This is a genomic window from Gilvibacter sp. (genome assembly GCF_013214815.1).
Taxonomy (GTDB): Bacteria; Bacteroidota; Bacteroidia; order Flavobacteriales; family Flavobacteriaceae; genus Gilvibacter.
Genome location: NZ_JABSPU010000124.1, coordinates 1 through 3,141, shown reverse-complemented (window position 1 = coordinate 3,141; position 3,141 = coordinate 1). Strand labels below are relative to the sequence as shown.

Here is a 3,141-nt window from a genome sequence, read left to right as displayed (position 1 = left end):
TCTATCAAACAATTAGCAATTATACTTGCGATTATCTTTAAATCGGTCTGATAATGTGATTTCTATGGTAGCCCCTCTGTTGGTCGAATAATACTCTGGATCTTGAGCAGAAGATAGCTCAACTGGATAAAGTTGGAAGCCATAGCTAGGATTGTTGATATTGTAGTCGCTAACAAATAATTCGTTGCCTAACAAGATAAACTCCATTAGTTCATCCAATATGCAATCAGGAAGAAGTTGGCCAGTAAAAATGTATTGCTTATCAACAGACATGGATGCTTGCTCAACTTTGTAAGATCGCTTAGAAACATTTGTTTGCTCGTATTCGTAAGTAGGCCTTCCAAAAAAGCCCATAAACCGCTGAGATGTTTTAAATCCAGTTCCCGAAAAATCACCTATTCTTAGCAGCCTTCCATTCTGCGTGCAATCAATCCGCACTGTTTTGTCTGCATCTGCGTTGCTGAACGGCATAAGCTTGACAGTGTTGTAATAAAAATCTTGAGACACACCGACAGTGCTGACTTCTTTTTTAACTTGATAGTACCCTTGCCCAAAAGCAGCAAGAACTGATCTCCAGTCAACAATCATGTAACTCAGATCTGGATTATCTGTACCACCAAAATCCAAAAAGTTGCCATAGGTGTCGTTGTTTAAGGTGAATTCTGAACCGTCGGATTTTCTTACTAGCTTAAATACACATGTTGAATTGTTGGATGGTCTGAAATGATAGTACCCTGTAAAATCGTTTTTGTATGGGTCGCTGTCCGATAGATCTCCAAATACCTTATTTTCAAAGCAACACTGATCAAACCCTTTGTCCTCTGGTGGCGCTACTGGTAATTGTGCGCGAATAGCGTAGCCTATAGTTCTCTCTCCACTTGGACACAAATCAGATGTTGCTGCTGCCATACATTCTGTACAACTCGCGTATTCAACGTAATTGGTAATTAATTCATCAGCATTATTGTCCTCTCCTATGAACTCCCAGCAATCACAATCTCCTTCTTTTCTGAGTACTTTATTGATCGGATCTTGAGTGGGAAAGGCAAAAACAATTTCTTCGCCCGTTTTGCAATTGGCATATTTAAAGCCATAGCCGAAGCTAGGATTGCAATCATCAAAAGTTGCAAAGTCAATTTCTGGAACATACCCCTGAGCTAAACATACGTTTTCGCCTAAATAAACCAGTTGATACGTTTGGGAAGGATTATTGGTATTCAATAGGTAAACTACGCTACCTTCTAATGGGTGTCTAGAGTTCCAAAAACGGCAAGCTATACTTGGGTAAGAACTAGGATTGCAAGATATGAGGTCATAATTAAACATGCTACGCGGGTTTGCAGCCAATTCGGCCAGTTATTTTATATGCTGTTGCAGACTCTAGCTTATTCGGTTCCACCAAACAGATTGTTCGCACCAAAACTGGCGAGACTAGAATGATTTCAAGTAAATTAGTGGGCAGCCTTGATTCAAGTGGATTGTCTGCTGTGACAGCAAATTCTGTTGATATTTGTCGGTATTGCGGCCTTCCAGAGCCATCCTTTACTTCAATGCTTGTTAAACTATAGATGTCCGCAACAGACCCCCATGTTCCTGTGGATCGTTCGTATTCAATTTCGATTTGGATTTTTTCATTAGACAGGATAACGCCCAATGGATTATTAGTCACTGGGTCAATGCCGCCTGCTACAACCACCCCTGTAGAAGCTATTTTATAAGTGATAGTGCTTGTAATGGAAAAATTGGAATCGTAGTCTTTGAATTGAATCGGCTGCGTATTCACGTAGCGGACCCCACTGCCATTTAAAATGGCATCAACATGAACGAATAAACTTAGTTGCCACCCAGATGTTTGTAGGTACCTATACCAATCATTACTCAGCCCGTTAGAAGGCAGTGTATTGTTGTAAAAAACATTACGTATGTCAATCGGCTCATTACGCAGCGACAACCACTCTTCCCATCGAATCATAAAACCAAAAAATGCCTGAACACCTTTTTTTGTGCCTGAGTCTAAAGCAGGGTAATAATCAACGGTAACATCATCATTTGGATTGGCAATTCCTAGTTGATAATCCCTTTGCGCTGAAAAGGCATATTGAGATGGATTGGGGTAATCTGTTAATCCAACGGTGTAACTGTCTAACTCATAAGCAAAACCATCGGACAATCTTTCAATCTGTACGCCAAACCTAAGCCCTGTGGGTATGGGGATCGCCACGCCTGTTGCGGTGTCTACCTGAAATTCAATTTTAGCTCTTAAATCGTCTTCTATGCGCACATCAATGCCACATGGGTTAATTGCCGACAAATTGCTATCTACATGAGACAGTAAATCTATGGACATTCCGTCCCAAGCTCCAATTGGTTCAACATAAGTGTCCATTTGATTGAAGTCAACTAAAAGATTTGTCCTATCTGAGGCATTTGCAACAAGTGTTTGATCTCCGACACCTATCCAAATTATATAGTTACGATCATCTACACCCAAGGCATCCATTTGGTTGGCAAAGTCAGAGTTAGGCATAAACTCACAGGTGAATGTTATTTGGTTGATGCCTGTTTGGGTAAACGCAATATTCTGGACATCCATTCGAGCATCATCATTTGAATATCCCAATCTAGGCCCTGCTATAGGTGTACCCACTGTAAAAACATCACCAAAAAAATCAATTCGTCCACCTGTGTTCATTTTGACATTTTCATAAAAAGGAGCGTCTTGAACTTTGTAGTCTTCTTCATTCGTGGGCACCAACATAAAGCCAAACGTACACTTTGTGCCATTAGACAAATTTTGCACACCGTCAACCACTACTGTCAAGGATGTTGGTCCAATGTAATCCAATTGCTGAGTGATGTTGTTAGATGGCGTCCTGTACTCTACCAAGCTTATGCTGTGAGGCTGTGGGAATCCATTGTAATTTTCATCAAACCAGCCGACATTCCCTTCTTGAGCAGTGTCATTAAGGCTGTTGACCATGAAAACATTGGGATTGTTTTGAACTGGGAATGCCTGAATAAAATAGTTATCAGCCAAACTTTCCGCATTAAGAAGCGCTTCGGGGGCAATGCTATCAATAAAAGTGTTCAGGTCTTCAAAAAACACAGAAGGCATGAAGATCAATTCAATGAAATAGCGGT

2 protein-coding genes are annotated in these 3,141 nt (G+C 40.6%); both read right to left on the bottom strand.

The features are described from left to right. Positions 1-12 precede the first annotated feature (12 nt). Positions 13-1,326 carry a hypothetical protein gene (locus HRT75_RS14360; RefSeq protein WP_291188191.1) on the bottom strand — a complete coding sequence of 438 codons (1,314 nt, stop codon included), beginning with the start codon at positions 1,324-1,326 and terminating at the stop codon, positions 13-15. Position 1,327: 1 nt separating this feature from the next. Further along, the coding region (locus HRT75_RS14355) for a hypothetical protein (protein ID WP_291188189.1) at positions 1,328-3,141 on the bottom strand (1,814 nt) is incomplete at its 5' end.

Bases quoted from the DNA above. Each gene is read 5' to 3' on its own strand.
- HRT75_RS14360 (WP_291188191.1), bottom strand. From the start codon at position 1,326: ATGTTTAATTATGACCTCATATCTTGCAATCCTAGTTCTTACCCAAGT.